This window comes from Wolbachia endosymbiont (group B) of Episyrphus balteatus (genome assembly GCF_947250575.1).
Taxonomy (GTDB): domain Bacteria; phylum Pseudomonadota; class Alphaproteobacteria; order Rickettsiales; family Anaplasmataceae; genus Wolbachia.
In genome coordinates, this window is the sequence record NZ_OX366325.1 from 214,513 (window position 1) to 230,725 (window position 16,213).

General features: G+C 33.8%; 16 protein-coding genes, 1 tRNA gene and 1 pseudogene. 5 read left to right on the forward strand and 13 right to left on the reverse strand.

Going from position 1 to position 16,213, the window contains the following annotated elements; all coding sequences use genetic code 11:
• Positions 1-2 precede the first annotated feature (2 nt).
• Positions 3-332, reverse strand: coding sequence for a helix-turn-helix domain-containing protein (locus OOL05_RS01060; protein WP_007549995.1), 330 nt, complete (start codon positions 330-332; stop codon positions 3-5).
• A gap of 51 nt (positions 333-383) precedes the next feature.
• A complete protein-coding gene (locus OOL05_RS01065) occupies positions 384-1,316 on the reverse strand; it encodes a hypothetical protein (protein WP_264730468.1) in 933 nt (310 codons plus the stop codon).
• A 198-nt stretch (positions 1,317-1,514) separates the two neighbouring features.
• Between OOL05_RS01065 and OOL05_RS01070 the strand changes: the two genes are divergently transcribed.
• Positions 1,515-2,597 (forward strand): hypothetical protein, encoded by a 1,083-nt coding sequence (locus tag OOL05_RS01070; protein WP_012673224.1) that lies wholly within the window; start codon positions 1,515-1,517, stop codon positions 2,595-2,597.
• A 136-nt stretch (positions 2,598-2,733) separates the two neighbouring features.
• Here the strand turns inward: OOL05_RS01070 and OOL05_RS01075 are convergent, their stop codons facing one another.
• The 4 genes from OOL05_RS01075 to OOL05_RS01090 all read right to left on the reverse strand — a co-directional run bounded on the left by OOL05_RS01075 (position 2,734) and on the right by OOL05_RS01090 (position 4,442).
• Positions 2,734-3,105, reverse strand: a complete 372-nt coding sequence (locus OOL05_RS01075; RefSeq protein ID WP_141457079.1) for a helix-turn-helix domain-containing protein — start codon at positions 3,103-3,105, stop codon at positions 2,734-2,736.
• Between the two features lie 34 nt (positions 3,106-3,139).
• Positions 3,140-3,472 (reverse strand): helix-turn-helix domain-containing protein, encoded by a 333-nt coding sequence (locus OOL05_RS01080; RefSeq protein ID WP_041582615.1) that lies wholly within the window; start codon positions 3,470-3,472, stop codon positions 3,140-3,142.
• 103 nt (positions 3,473-3,575) lie between these two features.
• Positions 3,576-4,235, reverse strand: a complete 660-nt coding sequence (locus tag OOL05_RS01085; RefSeq protein ID WP_012673223.1) for a JAB domain-containing protein — start codon at positions 4,233-4,235, stop codon at positions 3,576-3,578.
• An 84-nt stretch (positions 4,236-4,319) separates the two neighbouring features.
• On the reverse strand, positions 4,320-4,442 hold the full coding sequence (locus OOL05_RS01090; protein WP_264337643.1) for a hypothetical protein: 123 nt from the start codon (positions 4,440-4,442) through the stop codon (positions 4,320-4,322).
• Between the two features lie 120 nt (positions 4,443-4,562).
• Here OOL05_RS01090 and OOL05_RS01095 point away from each other — a divergent pair, with 120 nt between their 5' ends.
• Both OOL05_RS01095 and OOL05_RS01100 read left to right on the forward strand, forming a co-directional pair.
• Positions 4,563-5,333: a polysaccharide deacetylase family protein gene (locus OOL05_RS01095; RefSeq protein ID WP_264730470.1), complete on the forward strand. Its 771-nt coding sequence runs from the start codon at positions 4,563-4,565 to the stop codon at positions 5,331-5,333.
• A gap of 20 nt (positions 5,334-5,353) precedes the next feature.
• Complete coding sequence (locus tag OOL05_RS01100) at positions 5,354-6,910, forward strand: penicillin-binding transpeptidase domain-containing protein (protein WP_264730472.1); 1,557 nt, start codon at positions 5,354-5,356, stop codon at positions 6,908-6,910.
• 99 nt (positions 6,911-7,009) lie between these two features.
• On the opposite strand, the gene lon is transcribed toward OOL05_RS01100, so the two are convergent.
• The 5 genes from lon to OOL05_RS01125 all read right to left on the reverse strand — a co-directional run bounded on the left by lon (position 7,010) and on the right by OOL05_RS01125 (position 12,977).
• A complete protein-coding gene (gene lon, locus OOL05_RS01105) occupies positions 7,010-9,466 on the reverse strand; it encodes an endopeptidase La (protein WP_264730474.1) in 2,457 nt (818 codons plus the stop codon).
• Between the two features lie 15 nt (positions 9,467-9,481).
• Positions 9,482-10,759 carry an ATP-dependent Clp protease ATP-binding subunit ClpX gene (gene clpX / locus OOL05_RS01110; RefSeq protein WP_010406852.1) on the reverse strand — a complete coding sequence of 426 codons (1,278 nt, stop codon included), beginning with the start codon at positions 10,757-10,759 and terminating at the stop codon, positions 9,482-9,484.
• Positions 10,759-11,385: an ATP-dependent Clp endopeptidase proteolytic subunit ClpP gene (clpP, locus tag OOL05_RS01115; RefSeq protein WP_139686893.1), complete on the reverse strand. Its 627-nt coding sequence runs from the start codon at positions 11,383-11,385 to the stop codon at positions 10,759-10,761. The genes clpX and clpP overlap by 1 nt, the downstream gene beginning before the upstream one ends.
• An 11-nt stretch (positions 11,386-11,396) precedes the next feature.
• Positions 11,397-12,740 carry a trigger factor gene (gene tig / locus OOL05_RS01120; RefSeq protein WP_139686894.1) on the reverse strand — a complete coding sequence of 448 codons (1,344 nt, stop codon included), beginning with the start codon at positions 12,738-12,740 and terminating at the stop codon, positions 11,397-11,399.
• A gap of 155 nt (positions 12,741-12,895) precedes the next feature.
• A tRNA-Leu gene (locus OOL05_RS01125) sits at positions 12,896-12,977 on the reverse strand.
• A 256-nt stretch (positions 12,978-13,233) separates the two neighbouring features.
• Here OOL05_RS01125 and OOL05_RS01130 point away from each other — a divergent pair.
• The gene (locus OOL05_RS01130; RefSeq protein ID WP_010406846.1) at positions 13,234-13,833 is read left to right on the forward strand and encodes a BON domain-containing protein; all 600 of its coding nucleotides are present in this window, start codon (positions 13,234-13,236) and stop codon (positions 13,831-13,833) included.
• 211 nt (positions 13,834-14,044) lie between these two features.
• On the opposite strand, the pseudogene OOL05_RS06745 reads toward OOL05_RS01130, so the two are convergent.
• Both OOL05_RS06745 and prmC read right to left on the reverse strand, forming a co-directional pair.
• Positions 14,045-14,468: pseudogene (locus tag OOL05_RS06745) on the reverse strand (transposase); the annotation flags it as partial.
• 81 nt (positions 14,469-14,549) lie between these two features.
• Positions 14,550-15,401: a peptide chain release factor N(5)-glutamine methyltransferase gene (gene prmC / locus OOL05_RS01145; protein WP_139686898.1), complete on the reverse strand. Its 852-nt coding sequence runs from the start codon at positions 15,399-15,401 to the stop codon at positions 14,550-14,552.
• A 433-nt stretch (positions 15,402-15,834) separates the two neighbouring features.
• On the opposite strand from prmC, the gene rpsL reads away from it, so the two are divergent.
• Complete coding sequence (gene rpsL / locus OOL05_RS01150; protein ID WP_010406837.1) at positions 15,835-16,209, forward strand: 30S ribosomal protein S12; 375 nt, start codon at positions 15,835-15,837, stop codon at positions 16,207-16,209.
• Positions 16,210-16,213 lie beyond the last annotated feature (4 nt).

Here is a 16,213-nt window from a genome sequence, read left to right on the forward strand (position 1 = left end):
AACTATGTATTATCACTTTGAGAAAAAGATTTTACCAATATATAAACTGCACTACGTAACCTTTTGCTCTTAATTTCGTTATATCCTTTGACTAACTTTAGTATTTCTTCATCATAAGCTTCATGTGAGTCAGTGTGCATATCAGTAAAAAAGTTAGCAACATCTATCGATAGTGCTTTTGCTAAATCATATAGTCTACTGGCCAAAACACAATTTGAACCATTTTCGTACTTTTGTATCTGTCTATACGAAACACCTATTCTCTTTCCCAATTCGGTCTGTGTCAAAGCACGATCTAACCTAAGTTGTTTTATTTTTTTACCTAATTGCACTTTTCACCTCTTATTCAAATTTACAACAAATTTTATGAAGTGGAAAAAAAGCTAGCAAAGTAATTGCTTTAATAATTTCTGCCTCTCGCTAATTAAATCGTTTGGCCTTACGTATTTTTTCTCAATTTCCCTCATCTCTTTTTCTCGTTCTGCAATGCTATTTCGTATTACTTCAGCCGAGTATCTGCTTTTGCCACTTGCAAACTCTGATCTTAATCTTCTAACCTTGTATTCGAGCTCAGCAAATCTTTCGTGTTGCTCAAGAAGTTCTATCATATGACTAATTTCAGAGTTTAGCTTTTTTTCCTCAACATCTCTTACAATAAAAGAAAGTAGAAGCTTATCTATTTGGTAATCAATATTTGGTTGAGCAGCAAATAGATCAATCATGGCTTTTACGTCAGTGGGATTTGCAACTAGTAAGTTAAAATTACTACATAAAAAACTATAGAATTTTATTGTCTTCTCAAGATAATTTTTCATATCTTGTGATAATTGCAATTCTTTGTGAATTCCTGATAGCAATATTTTTAATTCTTCCAAGTATTCTACATCAAAATCACCTACTTCTGTAGGTAAAAGGATCATTAGCAGCTTTTTTACAAGCTCAACATCATTTGACTTAACTGCATTATAAAGAGCTTTTTCTTTATCTTTTTTTAAATCATAAAGCTCTGATGAGTTATCTATGCTGAACAGGTAATTTGCCACTTCAGTGTTTCCTTGAGGAGAGTAGATTAAAATGTCCACTTCTCTTAGCGGGTGATCATCATTAAACTTTTCTAGTAACTGCTTATCGGTAGTTTCCTCTATTGCTACAACTGCTTTGCTTACCTCTTTCAACTTTGCAATATCATCTCTTGAGTTTTCAAGTATATCTTTAGCCTTGTCTAGCAGCTGCTCATATAGAACTATTTTTTCTTCATCATCAAGTAGCTGACAATGCTTTTTCAGCTTTTCAGTAGAGTAAGATAGGATATCCATTTTTTTCAATTTTACGATTACGATACCCCATTTTTGTTGAAACTGAAATAATTTTTATAGGATGTGTTTTTCTAGTGTAGATGCCCGCAAAACTTGTTATTATAATATACAGTAAATCAATAAGTCGTATAATATTAACAATTAAATAATATTTATCACGATATGATCGAATAGTAATGAAATTAAGTGAGGGTTACAATGAAAAAAATAAATGGTAAAAAATTGTCTAGTAAAATGTTAAAAGCGGTAGAGCGAATAGCAAAAGAAGGGTTATTACCTAATTTTATAAAAGCTGCTCCAACAGCAAATAAAAAGATTAGTAAATTACCTGTCTTAACATATCCTGAGGAGCTCAATCCATTTCGATCAGCTTTATGCAAGATAAGGCTAAGTGAATATGAAAATGTGAAATTAAATGAATTCTTGGAAAAAGCTATTGCAGCTGAAAATCTAGACAAATTAAGTAAAATCGTCGATGAAGCTTTGGATTTAGGAATAAGAGTAAACGCTCGCAACGAAGATGGCTTTAGCTTCACTAACGTTACAATGTTTAAGATGTATCGTGATGAATTCAAAGAAAATAAACAAGAAGATATAATCAGAAAGTTAGCCTTACATGGAGCAGATTTTAATGTACAAGTTGATAAGAAAATAGCTGAAATGTATCAAAAAGTGCAAAAAGAAATTGAGCCACAAATATATAGTAGGCTCAAGAAACTTAGGGAAGTTGGAGAAGACGCTACTATAGAAGGAACTGTTGAAGATGTAGAAATCGATAATAAGACCTTCTATATTGAATTTTCACATAGCTGCATAGTTGATGTTGCCAAAGTTGTAGAAGGTGCAAAAAATTTGGGCTTAAGTAAAGGAGACTTAAACCTTGGCGGTAGTATCATAAAAATAGGTGATGGTGAAGTTGAGGTCAAAACTGGGAAAGACGGTAAAAGAAATTACGTAGATATATCCGATAACAGCGCTTTTACAGTAACACTTTGCACTAGCCTAGGAGAGCTAAATTTAATGGTATATCATGACACAGAAGACTATCATCAAGTACAAGTTGAGGTAGAAGATGAAGAAATGTGGAACGAGTTGCAAGAAATAGGAGAAATCGTAGGAAAGGGTTGTTTATTTGGTGGAATGTCTGTTAAAGAAGTAGTGGAAAAAGGCAGCTTTACTAGATGTGGAAGGTGGGGCGACCAAAATTCTAAAAGTAGTGAGACCTTTTCTTGGGTGAGCAAATTAAAAGATACCAAAACGACATCTGTAGGACGTTCTTGATTGGTGGCTATGTTTTTACATAGCCATAATTATTGCAAAGTAAAGTAGTTCTTGAAATTTAATCAAAATTACCATAAAAAATTTACCTTAACTAGCATTGCTTGTAGAAGTGGATTGAAGATATATTCAGGCAATATTATTTATTGGCAAGCGCTTTTATCACTGAATGCACAATATCACGCAACGTTTCATCCTTAATTTTCCTGTATTCCCTCACTAGCCTTGATATTTCTTCACTACCCACATCGCTACAAAAGGCCTTATCGTGTAAGTCTTCAGAAGCTTTGGTAAAAAAATATGACATATCAACGGACAAAGCTTCTGCCAAATTATACAATCTATCAATTACAAGCCTTACCTCTCCAGTTTCATATCCTTGTATATGCTGAAATGAAATTCCGAGCTTTTTTCCTAAGTCTCTTTGGCTAAAACCGCATATTAACCTTCTCTTCCTTACTCTTTCACCTATTTGTTTATCAATAGGATGTTGTTCATCTTGTACAATCATTTATTAATATATTAACTGAGGTATTGAAGCAATACTAACTCTCATTGTAACTTTGAGAAAAAGATTTTACCAATATATAAACTACGCTACGTAACCTTTTGCTTTTAATTTCATTATATCCTTTGACTAATTTTAGTATTTCTTCATCATAAGTTTCATGTGAGTCGACATGCACATCAGTAAAAAAATCAGCCACATTAATCGATAGTGCTTTTGCTAAGTCGTATAGCCTACTGGCCAAAATTTGGTTTGAACTATTTTCGTACCTTTGTATTTGTCTATACGAAACGCCTATTTTCTTTCCCAACTCAGTTTGTGTTAAACCACAGTATAATCTAAGTTCTTTTATTTTTTTGCCTAATTCCACCTTTCATTACTAATTTTAGCTGCTCAAGCTTATATTGAATTTTTTAATTTATGAAGTAGAAAAAAAGAAGGAAAGTTGGAGAACTTTCCTTCCGGTCTACAGATTACAATAAACCACTATCATAAAAACTAAAGTGGCTCTTCTGTGTTACGATTATGTGATCTATTAATTTCATTCCTACATTTTCGCAGGTTGCAGCTAATGTAAGTGTGTTATCCTCATCCTCCTTTGATGGTTCTGTATCTCCACTTGGATGATTATGTGAAATTGCAATAGATGATGCATCGATCAGTAATCCCTGTTTGATTATTTCTCTCACATATAGAGGTACTCTGTCTATAGTTCCACAGTCTTGAATATACTCGTATATCAAATGACCACTTCGATCTAAGTATATTACTCGCAAGCTTTCCTTTCGTGACTGCCCTATTGCTGTTTTAAAGTATTTTAGTAGCTCTTCTCTGTTATCAAGAATCGACAGCTTTTTTAACTTACCTTTCAGTATCCTATCGAAAATCTCTTTCAGACAAAAGATACTTGCTATTGCTCCATCATTCATTCCTGTAACATTTTTTAGCTCATGAAAGTCAGCGTTAATTACCCTTCCTAAACTACTAAAGAGCTCTATTAGCTTTTTGGCCACTTCTCTTCCTTCTTCACATTCAGATAGAGTACGTTCCAGTAGCTCATGGTCAAGTAAAGACCTGCCTCTACTTGATAAAATGCGAGTTTCCAATTTTTCTTTTCTCTCACTATTATTCATAAAAACCTCCAAGGTCAACATTATATACAAATTCAACGCCAGCTTTCTGACGCAGTAGTTCTCGAGGAATAACCCTTTTGAACTCTAAATTTGCAATGTTGTCCTTGTTGCTTTAAAAGCTGGAATACCATTTGCCATGTGAATTTGTGCATTAACATTTACTGTGCTGGTTCCCTGAAGAGCAACGGTATTTATATTTGCAATCATACTATATTATATAAAGTTATTAATATAATATATTGACAAAGTAACGAAGTAAACAGTAGCTGTTAAAAGTGGTTTAATTTAGCAAAAAAGTGTAGTACTCTATCACTTTGCTGATTATATATGTTTATAAGAATAATCGCTTTTCTTTTGCTATATTCAAGCGCAGTTTTCTGTAGTGATTGTAACTTTAACTTACCATATCGTGGGCTCAGTTGTGATTTGGATCTATCATATAGAAATTTAAGTAATATAAAGAAATTATTGAATAACAAAGATAAGTTCGTTGCACTTACGTTTGATGATGGACCATCTTATAATAGAGCAGGAGATATTATTAATATTCTGGAGAGCAATAAAACAAAAGCGACATTTTTTGTGCTTGGTGAGCGTATAAATAAAAAAACATCTGAAATAGTAAAGAAAATCCATGAAGCAGGTCATGAATTAGGTAATCATTCTTGGTCGCATAGGAAGTTGACATCACTTTCAAGTGAGGAGCAATTGCAAGAACTGGAAAAGACAAATGTGGCAATTAAAAATGCAACAGAACAGAATGTAAAATGGTTTCGCCCACCATATGGATGTCATAACGATAATTTGATCGAAAATACTAATCGATTAAATATGTATTCCATATTATGGACAGTTGATTCTCTGGATTGGCAAGGCGATAAATCAGAGATTTTGGTTGAAAGAGTTTTAAGCAATGTACATAATGGAGCGATTATATTGTTCCATGATCACGATAACAAATCAAATACAGTTGAAGCTTTACCTCAGATTATTGAAATACTAAAAAAATCGGGTTACAAACTTGTTACCTTAAGTGAGTGGGAAGAAAGGGTTTGTGATGTAGTGAAAGCTAGAAATGTGCCAATAAAAGGAGGATGAGTGCGTTCTAAAGGAATTCTATGTGGACAAAAAACAAGGTCTTCAACCGTAGGTCATTCATATTAGGTGGTATTCAGCTTACTATTTCTGCTATTTTTAGTTGTAGGTTGTATACTTTACAAGTACGAGATAGACAAAAATATGAAGTGCTATCCAATAATAATAGGATAAAAGTTGTTACTATTGTGCCTAAACGAGGCAGGATTTTGGATAGGAATAGCGTTGAACTCGCAGTAAACAAAATTTCGTATATTGTTTTATTTGATGGGCAGAAAACCTTTACTAGGGAAGTTGACTTGCAGATGTTATCAGAAATTAAACCTGATGCGATAAAATCATCAGAAAGAAGAATAACTGCTCTTTATAAACGTTACTACCCATTTGGTTCGATATGTTCTCATATAATCGGATACACGAAAAGACAGCAAGGCATAAACGAAGCAGGGGTTAGTGGCATTGAATATACATATGATGATATATTAAAAGGCAGGACAGGCAAGTCTGAGCAGGAAATAAATTCTAAGAAGCGTATCATGAGAGAGTTGTCTAGCATACCTCAACAAGACGGACAAGATGTACAGCTGACAATTGATGTTGATTTACAGAAAAAAATCGCAGAGATATTTAAAGACCACCAAGGTTCCACAGTGGTAATTGATGTAAATAACGGAGAAATTTTAGCATTGTATAACTCACCTTCTTACGATAATAATCTTTTCACTAGCAGATTATCAAATGAAACTTGGGAAAGTTTAAATATTCCTTCGTTACCGCTTGTAAACCGTGCATTATCATATCAAATTCCACCTGGTTCAATATTTAAAATAATAGATGCGCTTGCGGGTTTAAAAGATGGAATAATAACACCAGAAGAAAAATTCTCGTGTAGGGGATATATGAAGATAGGTGAGCGGAAATTTCGTTGCATGAAAAGCAAAGTTCATGGATATGTATCTTTAAATGAGGCAATGGCTCTCTCATGCAACACTTACTTTTATAATATAGGAAAAAAAATAAATGTAGATTCTCTACTAGAAATGGCTAGCAAATTTGGTATAGGAAGTGGACCATTAATTGGAATGTTTAAGGAAGAAGCTCCGGGATTGTTGCCTGACATGAATTGGCGTGCACGCAAGCTATATTCAGAGTGGTATTTAGGTGATACCATTAACTTAGTTATAGGACAAGGGTATTTACTTACAACGCCATTACAGCTTGCGGTTCTTGCAGCGAGGGTTGCAACAGGAAAGGAGGTAATTCCCCACATTGAGATGAGTAAATCAGGGCAAGACTTTCTTGATATTGATGTGAATCATGAGCATCTTAGTGTGGTTCGAAAAGCTATGTTTGACGTGGTGAATTCTAACTATAGAAAAGGACTAGGCAGTATACAAATTGCTGGCAAAACCGGAACACCAGAGATAAACTCTAAAGGTGAAAGTCATAAATTGTTTATCGCTTATGGCCCCTACCATGATCCGCGCTATGCAATCTCAGTGTTTATAGAACATGGTAAAACTCCACGCCAAGATGTTGCAATTGCTAGTGAGATATTGCAATATATGCTTGAAAAATGAACTTATGAAATTGCCATATATGTTACTTGTAATTTATATATTCAAATCAGAGCTTTGAGGTTAAAAAAAAGAAACGAAAATTGCATAAACCTTTTCAATTTAGTGCTTTAATGTTTCTGATGAAGGGAAGGTATTATCCTTATTTTCTATGGAGCTAGACACACTAATTTCGTTATTATCATCAATTGAAGTAATAGGGTGCATCAAAGCAACTTTTATAACTTCATCAATATTCTCAGCAAAAATTACATTGATTTCTTCTTTTATATTTGCAGGAATCTCTTGCATATCTTTCTCATTTTCACTTGGTATAATCACAGTTTTGATTGATCCTCTTAGCGCAGCAAGCAATTTTTCTCTCAAACCCCCAATAGCCAACACTCTACCACGCAATGTTACTTCACCTGTCATAGCAACACTTTTGTTAACTGGTATATTTGTCATAAGAGAAACAATAGATGTACATACTGCACTGCCAGCAGAGGGACCATCTTTTGGCACAGCACCCTCAGGTACATGCAAATGTATATCATTATTTTGAAATTTTTCGGGTTTTATACCGAAAAATAAACAATTTGATCGCACATAACTATACGCAGCTTTTATAGACTCTTGCATAACCTCTCCAAGCTTTCCTGTGTATTTTATTTCCCCCTTGCCCGGAATTAGGACTGACTCTATCATTAAAATATCACCACCTGTTTCAGTATAGGCGAGACCAGTTACTACCCCTACCAAACTCTCATTTTCTGCAATGCCAAAGGTATACTTACGTACCCCTAGGTAATCTTGTAAATTACCAACCTCTACGGATATTTTCTTATTTTTATCAGTTAATATTGCTTTAACTGCTTTTCTCATGAGCTTTGCAAGTTCCCTTTCCATGCTTCGCACGCCGCTCTCACGTGTATATAAACGTATCAACTCGTATAATGCTTCATTAGTTATTTTCCACTCCTTCTGATGCAAACCATGCTCTTTTTTTAATTTTGGAATAAGGTGATGCGTAGCAATACTGATCTTCTCATCTTCGCTATATCCAGATAATTGTATAATTTCCATCCTATCACGCAAAGGATGTGGCAAATTTAAGCTGTTTGCCGTAGCTACAAACATTACACTTGAAAGATCAAATTCAACTTCCAAGTAATGATCCGTAAAGTGTTTATTGTGCTCAGTATCCAAAACCTCAAGTAATGCAGATGCAGGATCACCACGCGAATCAGAACCCATCTTATCTATTTCATCAAGCAGAAAAAGCGGGTTGCATGAATTAGCTTTTTTCATGTGTTGAATGATTTTACCAGGCATTGAGCCAATATAAGTTTTTCTGTGTCCTCGTATTTCAGACTCATCACGTATACCACCAAGAGATATGCGAACAAAATCTCTTCCTACTGCTTTTGCCATAGACTTAGCTAAAGAAGTTTTACCAACACCAGGTGGTCCAACTAAGCAAAGTATAGGACCCTTTATCTCTTTTACTCTCTTTAATACTGCTAAAAATTCTATTATTCTATCTTTTACTTTCTCTATGCCATAATGATTTTCATCTAAGATTTTTTTAGCCGCATTTAAGTTAATTTTTGCATCTTTGTACTTTCCCCATGGCAAATCAAGCAACCAATGCAAGTAACTAGATATAACTGTTGCTTCAGGAGAAATGGGATTCATTTTCTTATATCTCTTTAAGTCAGTTATGGCTTTCTCTTTTGCTTCCTCAGAAAGCTTTGTTTCATTTATCTTTTTTTCAAATTCATTGAGTATATTCCCTTCATCTCCATTTTCAAACTCACCTAATTCTTTCTGTATAGCTTTTAATTGCTCATTAAGGTAGTAAACTTTTTGAGTACTTTCAACCTGTGATTTAATTGTCTTATACAAGCGGTTTTGTGCACTCAAAATACTTATTTCTCTCTCAATAAGAGCAAAAACTTTTTTTAAACGCTCTTTTGGGTTATAAACTTCAAGTATGTTTTGCTTATCTAATACCTTTATATTTAATTGCGAAGCTATCATATCTACAATTTGATTAACCTCTTTAACTTGATCAATGGGGTCAATAATAATCTCGGGTCGACTTTTCTTGCTTAGTTTACACCAATTGTCGAATGCATCTATAACAGAACGCCTTAAAGCTTCTAAATCAATATTATCTTCATTTTCTCCATACTCATAATGACCATCTAACGCTACTCTGGCCTGTAACAAAGTGTGAGAGCTAATATATTCTATAACTCTTCCCCTTCTTACCCCATGAATCATGACTTTTACTGCATTGTCAGGCAGTTTTATTAATGGTTGTATAATGTTTGCTAACACGCCTACTTCATAAAGATTCTCTGGCTCTGGATTATCAATAGAACCATCTTTTTGTGCTATGAGAAAAATCTCGTTTTGGTGACTACTGCTACTTATTGCATATTCTAGTGCATGAACAGATTTTTCTCTACCTACGAATAAAGGCAACATTATATTTGGAAAAATTACTACATCTCTTAGAGGTAATACTGGTAATACAGTAGAATTAAAGTTTACAGCACGTCCAATACTCATAATATATGCCTCAAATTAATCATTAACCGTTATAACACTACCCTTATTATTATGATTAATCGTCGCTTTGCCTAATTCTACCATTTTCTTAGTAACCGTTATAGTGCTACCTTCAAAACCTCCGTTGCCGGATATATACATAACATCAAGCAAAAGTGACTCTAAGATAGCACGTAACATCCTTGCACCTGTTTTATAGCTTATAGCTTTTTTAGCAATAGCTGATATTGCTTCATCTGAAAACTCAAGGTTTACTTTACTAAATGCAAGCAATGCTTTATATTGTTTTACTAGCGCATTTCTTGGCTCTGTCAACACATGTATTAAATCCTCGTGATCCAGCTCATCTAGAACAGCAGTTATTGGAACCCGTCCTACAAATTCGGGTATCAAACCGAATTTGATTAAGTCCTCAGGTTGAGCATCGCGTAAAGCATTTTTTTTCTTTTGTGCTTTAGACTGACTTATATCTGCTCCAAAGCCAACTGATGTTCCCTTTTTTCTTGCCTCAATAATTTTATTTAGGCCTTCAAAAGCTCCTCCACAAATAAATAGTATGTTACTAGTGTCTACTTGTATAAACTCTTGTTGCGGGTGTTTTCGCCCTCCTTGTGGAGGAACATAAGCAACCGTACCTTCCATGATTTTTAGTAGAGCTTGTTGGACCCCTTCACCTGAAACATCACGGGTTATTGAAGCGCTTTCAGACTTTCTTGTGATCTTGTCTATTTCATCGATAAACACTATACCATGCTGTGCCTTTGCAACATCATAATTTGCAGCTTGTAATAGACGTGACAACACGCTTTCTACATCATCACCTACATAACCTGCCTCAGTCAAAGTTGTCGCATCGGCCATAGCAAATGGCACATCTGAAACTTTAGCAAGTGTTTTTGCTAGCAAAGTCTTACCAGAACCAGTAGGGCCAATAAGCATTATATTTGACTTCTCAATTTCAATATCACTTATAGAATGAAGTTGCACCATGGATTGACAATGGTTATACATAGCCACAGATAAAACGTGTTGCGCATGTTCCTGACCTACAACATGCTTACTAAGAAAATTTTTTATATCTTCAGGTTTCTTTAGTAATAGCTTCATATCAGATATATGATCTGAATTAAAAGCTCTCTCTTTCTTTTGACTTATTGCTTTATGGGATAACTCTATGCATTCATTACAAATGAACACCTTTAAACCATCTGAAGAGTTAGTAATCAATTTATCTACTTCGTTTTGTGCCTTGTTACAAAAAGAACAGTAGTGTAAATCATTATTGTTATCCATTAAACTACCTTTTGTTTAACTTTAATATTTTCAATCTTCATATCTTTACGCTCAGCTATTACTTTATCAATCAAGCCAAGTTTCATTGCTTCTATAGGATCCAAAAATTTATCTCTTTCCATCATTCCTTCAATCTTCTTGAGTGAATGCCCAGTATGTTTTTCATAAATTTGATTTAGCTTTTTCTTAATTCGCAAAATTTCCTTAGCATGTATTTCTATATCAGTTGCTTGACCTTGATAACCACCAGATGGTTGATGTATCATAATTCTTGAATGAGGTAGAGAGTGGCGCTTACCTTTCGCACCAGCTGCAAGCAACAAAGAACCCATAGATGCAGCTTGACCTATACATAAAGTTGAAACGTCTGGACTTATGTACTGCATTGTATCGTAGATTGATAAACCAGCAGTTACAACACCGCCTGGCGAATTAATATACATATGAATGTCTTTATCAGGATTTTCCGATTCTAAAAATAAAAGCTGTGCTACTATTACGCTGGCCATGTTGTCTTCAATAGGGCCAGTTACGAAAATTATTCTTTCTTTTACTAGCCTTGAATATATGTCATAAGCCCGCTCACCGCGACTAGTTTGTTCAACTACAATTGGTATAAGAGTCATACCTTTTCCTATCAAATATTATCAAATAATTCCTTTAATTCTTTCACAGAAACAATCTGTTCTTCTTTACTAGCTTTTTCTATCATATAATCTGTCACTTTATACTCAAGCGCTTGCCCTCTAACTAATTCCTGAAATTGTCCGTCTGATTTAAAATGTTTAAATACTCTGTCAAATGATACATCTTTACTGACATATTGATTTACAATAACATTCATAATATCACTTTGAGTTAATGATATTTCATGTTCTTTACTGAACTCCATAAATAGCATTGCAAGCTTTACACGTCTTTCAGCTTCTTTACAAGAATCATCTTTAGCATTCAACTCTCTTTCCACTCTCTGCTGTTCCTGTTTTACTACTTCTATAGGCAAATCAAAACTATAACTAGCATCCAAACAATCAAATAGCTCTTTCTTAATTAAGAGATCTCCCATTTCTTTACACTGATTATCAATTACTTCTTTTACATGATTTATTAGCGAAGAATGATCTTCAAAACCAATTCTCCTAGCTATTTCATTATCACTTTGCAAATCTTCGGCAATCTGAATATCATTAACTCGAACAGAAAAAGCAGCCTCCTGCCCCGCAAGGGAAATTACCTGGTAATCTTCAGGAAATCTCAACTTAAAGCTTTTTGTTTCCCCTTTTTTCATGCCAATTAATTGATCTTCAAAACCATTTATAAATGTTCCAGATCCTAAATTAACAGTAAAATTTTTGCCACTTCCACCTTGAAAGAGCTTATTTCTAATTCGCCCTTCAAAGTCAATTATCAGTTTATCCTCGTTTTTTGCTTGATAAGAAGCATCATCAACAGAGACAAAGTTAGGAAATTTTGTTTTTATAGAATCAATAAATTCTTTTATGTCTCCCTCTTTGATTTTTGCCTTAACTTTCTTCAAATTTATTTTATCAAGATCTATTACTGGCACTTTTGGCATCGATTCAAAAGATAATTTGTACAGAAAGTCGCCTTTTTCATCCTTTTTATCCAGGTTTGGTAATGACATAATATCAACCTTAGGATGGATGTGAGACTTAACTTCGATTTTTTTCATTAAATCACTTGAGCAATAGTCAATCGTATCTTTTATCACATATTCCAAAGCTTCGTTTTTATAATTTGTAACAACAAGATCGTAAGGCATCTTTCCGGATCTAAATCCAGGCAATTTTGCATCCTTCGCTATTTCTTGTAATCTAGAGTTTATCTTTTGTTCTATATAATCACTACTAACTGTGATTTCATACTCATACTTTAGTTTATCTACACTAAGTTCCTTATAGGTATATATATTACTTAATGTATCTGCTTCGACTGCATTTTGAGTTATATTACTAGACATTACAACCTGTTATCAATATTTTATTTATGTTTTAATAAAGCCATTTTACCAGAATTTAAGTTAAATACAATCCTTAAGAACAGGTTCTTATACAAACAAAAGTGTACTTAGTGATTATAAATTTTCTCTTAAAACCTGAGTTACATGACTTTAAGTGCGGATAGAGGGACTTGAACCCCCACGAGCAAGCTCACCAGGACCTAAACCTGGCACGTCTACCAATTTCGCCATATCCGCAAGAACCCTTCATTAACTTATAGATAACCACTTCTGTCATCTTATGCAATTTAAAGATTAGATTTTAGTACCACAGACTGAACTTATAATACTGGTTAACTCCACTATGAATCTAAGCCTGAATTACTTTAACTAACATTATTGAGATAAGTACTGTCTTAGAAATATTCAAGGCTTATTCAATTTATAGTATTTACACAATAAAAAAAGCTTATTAATATTCTTTAATTAAAGCTCTAAACTCTGGAAATTAATAATGAGATTAATAGCAAGCTTCTTACTCGCAATTTTTCTGATTACACAGAGTGGCTGTACGACTCTTGTGAGTGGTATAGTGGTAACAGCAACTGCAGCGGCTACAGCAATAACAATGCAAGATAAATCCTTGGGAAACATTATTGATGATACAACTATAGTAATAAGAATCAATAAGGGACTCTTAAAACACGGACTGTTCTCATCTATAAAAGTTAAAGTGAGTGAAGGAAGAGTATTACTCATTGGAAATGTTGATAATCATGAAAAGCAACTCACAGCAGAGAAAATAGCTTGGCAGCAAAAAGAGATTAAAGAAGTGATAAATGAAATAAGAGTCACACCAATTAAAATGGCTTCTATGCTAGATGTTACTGTAGATGGTATGATAACAGCAGAGATAAGCACGAGGCTTCTGGGAAAAAGAAATATTAAATCAATTAATTATAGCGTTAATACAGTTGATAGAGTCGTTTATTTGATGGGTATAGCTCAAAATAAGGCGGAATTAAAAGCTGTAATAGCAATTGCAAGAAAAGTAAAAGGAGTAAAGCAAGTTGTAAGCTATGTGAGATATAGACATAGCAAATTGCGTCATTGATGAAAATTTACTTGAGTGTTAGTACCATGTAGCTAAGCCATAAAACTCCTTTACAAATTTCGTCAGTTCACTCTTATGGTATGTATAACAATGTTACAAAAAATAATATCATAGAATTCAATAGAATAATTCCTAGAAAATCTCTGCATACTAAAAAAAGTAAAATGCTATTTAACACTCCCAAGCTTAAGAATAAATAGCAAACATCTATATCTCGTGCGATATGGCGTTTTATTCCTGAGATTTTTTTACCAGCGTCATAGCCTTTTTCTTCATCAGTGTCTGCGTTCTTTACACTCTGAGTGTCAATTATGCAAAAGCTGATTTTTTCTTTCCAAACATTGTTTTGTCGGACCACACTAACTATTTTTTTTAACATGCACTCCAAAATACTTTTTTTTATTTCCTTTTACTTTTTCACTCCATTTTTGAAATAATCATAACAATTGCGCCATTTTGGAAACTCTTTTGGTAGCATCCTCCACTGATAACCACTTTTTAGGGCGTACAACACTTCGCAAAATATATCATACAAATCAAGTTTTCTTGGTTTTGTTTTTTCCACAAGACTCCAGATCTGGTGAAATAATCTCAAACTTCTCTCGACTTATGTCACTTGGGTATACACTCCTCATATATCCTAATTTATACACTCTATTTCTTACTTTATGCCTTTCTTGAGATTATGAACAGGTTCTTAGAAAGCTAGCGTTCTACTAGTCATGTTCTTTATCTTGCTTTACAACAATGCATCTTTTCATTCCAGCCAAGTCGTATACGTATTCCTGAAAAGCCAGTCCATATAAGGGTATTATTTTGTCAATATTGCTTTGATCTTCGCCTATTTCCAATATCGCAAACCCATCTTTTTTAAGGCACTTTTTCAATATTGGAAAAATACTCAGGTAACAGCTCAATCCATCGATACCGCCATCAAGAGCAATTCTTGGCTCTTTTTGCACTTCAGCTTGCAGATCTTTTAACTTACTTCTTTTAATATATGGAGGATTGCTTATTATGAGATCAAATAAATCTCTGCATTCTGTCCACGAATTTGGAAATATTTTAGCTCTGTTGAGAAGATTATGTTTCTTTGTGTTCTGGCAGGTAATTTTGTATGCTTCCAGGCTTTTTTCAAAACCAACTCCAATAGCATATTCATACTCACTAAGTACGGAGATCAACAAACAGCCTGTGCCTGTGCCAAAATCTGCAATTTTTATTTTTTGCTTCTTATTTTGGTAATATTTTAACACTGTTGAAATTACTGTCTCACTATCTGGTCTTGGATCTAGAACATGTTGGTTAACTATAAAATTTTTACTCCAGAATTCACGATTACCTATTATTTGCGATATTGGATATCTTTCTGCTCTTTTTTTTGTTAATTTCCAGAATAGAAGTTCTTTGTTTCTTGGTACCTGATTGATGTGATTCATGATTGTGAATGATCTTTCTACTCCAAGTACGTACTGCATGATGATTTCACAATCCAAATGTGGTGATTCAATTCTATGTGATGATAGTAGCTTTGACCCTTCTTTAATTAAAGCGCTGATTGTTTTCATTATTCTAAAAACGTGTTCCTTGCATGCAAGAACAGCAAAATTGAGTATAGAATTTTGAACTTAGGGTAGCTGCATTAAATCTAAGTGTCAAGAGTAGGATTGTAAAAATCATCCGGCTTTACTGGTAATTCGGTTGGTATTTTTGCATTAATGTTAGAAGCTCTTGGCTCTATTATAAGCATTATTTTCTGCATATTCTTTGATAGCCATCACAGTATATTACTTGTTCCATATCTATATTAATTAGACCACAGCAAGTGATAATTTCTTAATATTAAAACCAATATGCGCTTTAGCATATAATTATCAGTAGCTTTCAAAGCAATTAGGCTGAGATTATTAGAGTAGTAATGTTTATTTTTATATTGACTATTGAGGTTTATTATTTTATAACTAAGACTTAGTTATTTTTAGAGTTTTAAGTTTACAGTATATGCCTACGATAAATCAATTAATATGTAAAGGTAGATCAGGGTTAACTCGCAAGAAGAAGGTGCCAGCTTTGGGAAAATGCAATCCTCAAAGAAGGGGTGTTTGCACTAAGGTATATACTACAACTCCTAGAAAGCCTAATTCAGCACTACGCAAGGTAGCTAGAGTAAAGATTAGTGGATATGGTGAAGTGACGGCTTATATACCTGGCGAAGGTCATAATTTACAAGAGCATTCTGTTGTTTTAATACGTGGTGGGCGAGTTAAGGATTTGCCGGGTGTACGTTATCACATAATAAGAGGTGCTCTTGATCTACGTGGTGTGCAAAATCGAAAGAAAGCTCGTTCAAAATATGGTGTAAAGAAATCTGGTTAAAATT